Below are 5,074 nucleotides of genomic sequence, written 5' to 3' on the forward strand. Positions count from 1 at the left end.
CTACTACCACCAGCAGGTGTCCGTGATCGGCCAGCTTCTTGTAGAGAGCACGCAGGCGCTCCTCGTCGTTCGGGTAGGGGCCCGCTCGAGGACCTTCCGCCCTTCCTGGCTCAGGGCCGTGGCCCAGTGCTCGCTCCTTGCCGACGCCCGGTGCCGATGAAGACGTCGATGTCCTCGATATCCATCTCTCCTGCCGCCTCTCGGTCAAGTCGATACGGGGTCAGCCAGTGGACAACCGGTCCCGCACCCACGCCTGCGAAAGACCTCACACTCGATGGGTCGTTCCCCTTATCAGCGGTCACCAGCGCCCGGCTGCTGCGGGTGACAACACCCCCCGGATCATCTAAGGACAGGGGCAAGACATCATGCCCACAGCAGCTGGCCCAGCCCCGGACCACCCGGGACCACCAACAAGGTAACGGGTCCTCGCCCGTGAGCCCGCCAGCTTCCTCCGGGTGGGATGCGTCCGACCTTCTTGACGTCCAGGTGGATCATGTGGCCCGGGAAGCGGGCCAGGATGGGTTTGCTGGTCCGGTTGGTCTGTCCGGTGGGATCGGGGGTCGCGCCGTCGGTTCAGACCGGCTCTGTCCAGCCAGCGGGTCACGGTGCGTACCGACACCACTGTCCCGCGCGCGGCGAGCTCGTGGCTGATACGACGGGCGGACCACTTGTGGGTACGGCGCCAGTGCTCGATGAGGTTCACCGTCTCGGCACTGGTCCGGGTGGGTCGGCCAAGCGGGGCGCTGGAACGGTCCTCAAGAGCCTGGGTTCCTCCTTGGTCGTAACGAGCGACCCACTTCGACACCCGTGGCGCGGGCGATACCGGCCTCGGCGGCTACGTGGGCGATGGGACGACCGGCCTGGACACGCATCACGAGCCGGTAGCGGCCCTGAGGCGTCAACACAGCGTTACGATGGGTCATGGCAGCGGAGCTTTCTCCTGTCGGAAGGATGATTCAGCACCACCCATCCTGACAGCCCAAGCCCCGCTGCCCCAGCACTCCATGACTACAACCTCATGACCCACAACACCTAGCCATCATGAGCAGATGCATTTGTGATAATATCACACACGTGAGAGTAGATGAGATCCAAAAGCAGGCCCACGACGAGACTACAGTTACCGAACTTGCACCAAGACTAATCGGGCCATTGACCTTGCATCCCTGTTGTTCCTTATACTCGAACCTAGCTACTGACGCTCATGCTGCCACAAGTGCCTCGTTCGGAGGTATGGAGCTATGGATCCCTAAAGTCGAACGCTATCTAGCGGCTGGGTATGGTACGGAAGATCTGTCTGAAATGCTTGGTCGTTTGCAGCCTACAATGCTGGATGTGCTGTCGCCGATTGATACGAGAGATAAAAGTGAATGGCGTGATCTGGTGGATCGATGCGATCGTATAGCGCAGGTTGCGCAGCAGATAGGGTGTCCATCCATACAGGTAGTTGTTCTCGACAACATGGGTGGTATGTCTCTTCGCCAGCAACGATGTTTTGTAGCCGGCAGATTGAAGGAACTGGCTGATGTGACCAGCAGCTACGGAGTAGTACTCGCTATCGAGCCCGTGGCGTTTTCTCCTCTACGTTCGTTGAATGACATAAGTGAACTTATTGAGGACGTGGGGTTAGATAAGCTCAAGATGGTGCTTGATACCTGGCATCTCTGGGCTGGAGGTGAATCGTGGGAACGCGTAGCAGAGGTCGACTCATCTCTGATTGTTACTGCTCACATCGGAGATTCTGCACCGAAATGCGGATCAAGTTGGTCAGACGTTGATCGATCAATTCTGCCTGGCGATGGTATTTTACCGTTGCGTGAAGCGATATCAGCTATCGGTTCTACTGGTTTCACGGGCCCTTGGGCCGTGGAGGTAATCAGCGCTCAGTATCGCGAGTGGGAATCTGTGGCTTTGGCTAGAGAACTGAATCAAAGAGCAAGATACCTCTTAAAGGAGGCAGGAATGGAGGTTGGAGATGCCGTTTAATCCTAGCAAATTGAGAAGCACAACATTCAACCGTATGGAAAATTTGATTGCCCGCGGAAAACGTGTGGATGCATGGGCAGCCACTAGGCTGAGTATCCTTGAGGTCGACTCGACTAACACTATGTATCCTGTCTATGCCGATCGTGCTAAGGGTGCTTATATATGGGATGCTGACGGCAACCGGTATCTCGACATGATAATGGGGTATGGGCCTGTGGTGCTTGGGCACTCTGATCCGCGAATAACTGATGCTGTTTTCAAACAGCTCGAACGAGGTACCTGTTTTTCACCGTTGTGGAGTCCCAGGCAGGTTGAACTCACCGAGTTGTTAGTGGAAGTGATTCCGGGAGCTGACATGGCCTATTTGTTACGTACAGGTTCGGACGCAACTAGCGCCGCGGTCCGGCTAGCCAGGATTTATACTGGTCGTAACAAAATCGCAAAATGGGGGTATAACGGTTGGCATGATTGGACGGCGCCAAGACCAGCGGGGGTCCCAAAGTCGGTTCTTGCGGATACCCTCTATTTTGAGTACAATGACCTGACTAGTTTAGAGAGACTACTTGCTTCACAGGGAGACCAGGTGGCCTGCGTTATTATGATGAGTTATGGTTTAGATGAACCAGACGCTGGTTTCCTTGAAGAAGTTCGAAACACCGCACACCGTTATGGGGTGCTGTTTATTTTAGATGAGATGCGGTCTGGATTTCGAATTTCTCTTGGTGGAGCACAAGAATATTTTGGAGTTCAGGCAGATCTGGCGACTTTTAGTAAGGCTATGGCTAACGGGTATCCAATTTCGGCAGTCGTCGGGCGTGCGGATATTATGTCTCAGCTCGGACGTACCCATATGTCGTCAACATTTTTCGGGAATGCTGCTGAAATGTCGGCTGCGTTGCAAACAATTAATATTTTACGCGAGGAGCCTATCATTCAGCACCTGTGGACGCTTGGCATGCAGTTGCAGGATGGGCTACGTACTATAATTGCGGATACTGGTCTTCCAGCCACTGTTCGAGGGATGCCAGTATCGCCGTTTTTAAGTTTTGAAGAAGATGCTCCTGACAAGAAATTAATATTTTATAAAGAAACGTTGCGACGCGGTGTTTTGTTTCATCCTAATCATGAATGGTTTATGAGTGCAGCTCATACGATGGCAGACATAGATATGGCTTTGAGCGTGTCGTCATTAGCTGCCCAACGAGCAATGGCTTGAGTTTTATAGTCATTTTACGTAATAACATAGTGTAATGGTGGAGGCAAGATGAAGTGGCGAGTACCTTTCCTTGATCTCAGTGCTCAGAATGAGGATGTTGCCCACGGTATTGTGTGCGATATTCAAAAGCTGCAGAAGCGCCTAACATTTATACAGGACGAAGAGGTCGCTTTTTTCGAGCGTGAGTTTGCTGAATTTTGCGGTGTCGCCCACTGTGTGGGTGTTGGCAGTGGTACAGATGCTATAGAACTCACACTTCGAGCGTGTGGCGTTGATGTACATGATGAGGTTATTCTGCCAGCCAACACTTTTGTTGCAACGGCAGCAGCTGTAGTGCGTGCTGGAGCGCAACCAATATTGGTAGATTGCGATGACGATCATTTGCTGATTGATGTGTCGGCGGTGACATCTTCTATTACGGAGCGCACCTCCGCTGTCATTCCAGTTCATTTGTATGGACAGATGGTTCCGAGTTGCAACCTTTTAATGATGTCGGAGAGAGGCCTGCTTGTGATTGAAGATGCTGCGCAGGCACATGGAGCTTCGTATGAAGGAATTTCACCCGGGAGTTTGACAACGGCTGCGGCGACGAGTTTTTACCCTAGTAAGAACCTGGGAGGGTACGGTGATGGTGGTGCTGTGTTAACAAATTCGGAAGTGTTGACAGAGCGGGTGCGTAAACTCGGTAATCACGGCGCTCTAGTGAAATATGAACATGACATAGTTGGGTTCACATCTCGACTGGATTCGTTGCAGGCTGTGGTATTGCGCCATCAATTGCGTCGGCTCAGCGAGCGAACTACTCAGCGCCGGAATGCGGCGGAACGTTATAACAATCTCCTTAAAGGCGCAGAAGGCGTGCGAACACCGATTGTATATCACGGTGGACAGTCAGCATGGCATCTTTATGTGGTAAGGGTTAAAAATCGTCAGTTGGTTAGGTCTCGGTTGTCAGATGTAGGCATAGAGACTATGATACACTATCCACGACCAATTCATCTAACTCCTGCCTTTACTCACCTCGGATACAGGCGAGGTGATTTTCCTGTTGCCGAACGTGCAGCCGCTGAGGTTCTGTCTCTACCTATGTTTCCCGGTATTACAGTGGAACAACAAGAGTATGTTGTGGATCATTTATTGCGCATCATTGGTTCGATCTAATCTTGAGTTGTTATTCCGGTTTAGGCTGGTTGGGTTTTGTTGGAATGGTGCAGGTGGGGTGGTTGCCGGAGGGGGCGGTAAAGTCGGTTTTAGGGGGTTGGTTGGGTGAGTAGTCTGATCTGACTCATGACAGTTTGGTGGGTTTGGGGTTTTGGGGCTGGATTTTTGTTGGTATTCCAGTGGTGTTGGGGGTGTGCTGGCACACTAGCCTCTGTCAAGCCCTGTGGACTGCTGGGTGTTTTTCGGACAGTGCTTGTTTGTGTTTCAGGCTGCTTTCGTTAAGTTCATGAGTTCGCGTTCGACCTCGTTCGGGGTGCGATACCCTAGGGCTGAGTGAAGGCGGACATGATTATATATCAGCTCGATCCACGAGGCAATATCACTGATCGCTTTACCCTTCGTGGGGTACACCATCCGGTGTACCCTCTCATTCTTGAGTGTGGCGTTGAATGACTCCGCCCACGCATTGTCCCAGCAAACCCCCGTATTCCCCACCGAGGGACGAATCCCATAAGACCTGAGATGATCCAGGAACCTCTGAGACGTGTACTGACTACCTCGGTCTGAATGAAAGACTGTCACGCCCCTGTCAACCGGGCACCTGCGTACCGCCATGTCAATGGCCTGGCGCACCAGGGAGGTGCGCATGTGGTCGGCCATCGCGTAACCCACGACCTTCTTGGTGCAGCAGTCCAGAACGGTCGCAAGATA

At 53.0% G+C, this 5,074-nt stretch carries 4 protein-coding genes and 1 pseudogene; 3 read left to right on the top strand and 2 right to left on the bottom strand.

The window, feature by feature from the left end; all coding sequences use genetic code 11:
* Window positions 1-423: 423 nt before the first annotated feature.
* Window positions 424-923 (bottom strand): annotated as a pseudogene (locus tag HMPREF0975_RS16965) (helix-turn-helix domain-containing protein); the annotation flags it as partial.
* A gap of 151 nt (window positions 924-1,074) precedes the next feature.
* Here HMPREF0975_RS16965 and HMPREF0975_RS15245 point away from each other — a divergent pair.
* From HMPREF0975_RS15245 to HMPREF0975_RS15255, 3 genes are read left to right on the top strand one after another with little or no spacing between them, the layout of a single operon-like run.
* Window positions 1,075-1,986: a sugar phosphate isomerase/epimerase family protein gene (locus tag HMPREF0975_RS15245; protein WP_198009197.1), complete on the top strand. Its 912-nt coding sequence runs from the start codon at window positions 1,075-1,077 to the stop codon at window positions 1,984-1,986.
* Window positions 1,976-3,202, top strand: a complete 1,227-nt coding sequence (locus tag HMPREF0975_RS15250) for an aspartate aminotransferase family protein (RefSeq protein WP_009234900.1) — start codon at window positions 1,976-1,978, stop codon at window positions 3,200-3,202. The genes HMPREF0975_RS15245 and HMPREF0975_RS15250 overlap by 11 nt, the downstream gene beginning before the upstream one ends.
* Before the next feature lie 48 nt (window positions 3,203-3,250).
* A complete protein-coding gene (locus tag HMPREF0975_RS15255; RefSeq protein ID WP_009234901.1) occupies window positions 3,251-4,363 on the top strand; it encodes a DegT/DnrJ/EryC1/StrS family aminotransferase in 1,113 nt (370 codons plus the stop codon).
* Between the two features lie 264 nt (window positions 4,364-4,627).
* On the opposite strand, the gene HMPREF0975_RS14100 is transcribed toward HMPREF0975_RS15255, so the two are convergent.
* Window positions 4,628-5,074 (bottom strand): IS3 family transposase (locus HMPREF0975_RS14100; RefSeq protein ID WP_009234902.1); only part of this gene is annotated, 447 nt, incomplete at its 5' end.

It is taken from the genome of Actinomyces sp. oral taxon 849 str. F0330, assembly GCF_000239715.1.
GTDB lineage: Bacteria > Actinomycetota > Actinomycetes > Actinomycetales > Actinomycetaceae > Actinomyces > Actinomyces johnsonii.

What these genes read in the sequence shown, in the direction of transcription:
- HMPREF0975_RS15255 (WP_009234901.1), top strand. Translation starts at nt 3,251, where the DNA reads ATGAAGTGGCGAGTACCTTTCCTTGATCTCAGTGCTCAGAATGAGGAT.
- HMPREF0975_RS15250 (WP_009234900.1), top strand. Translation starts at nt 1,976, where the DNA reads ATGCCGTTTAATCCTAGCAAATTGAGAAGCACAACATTCAACCGTATG.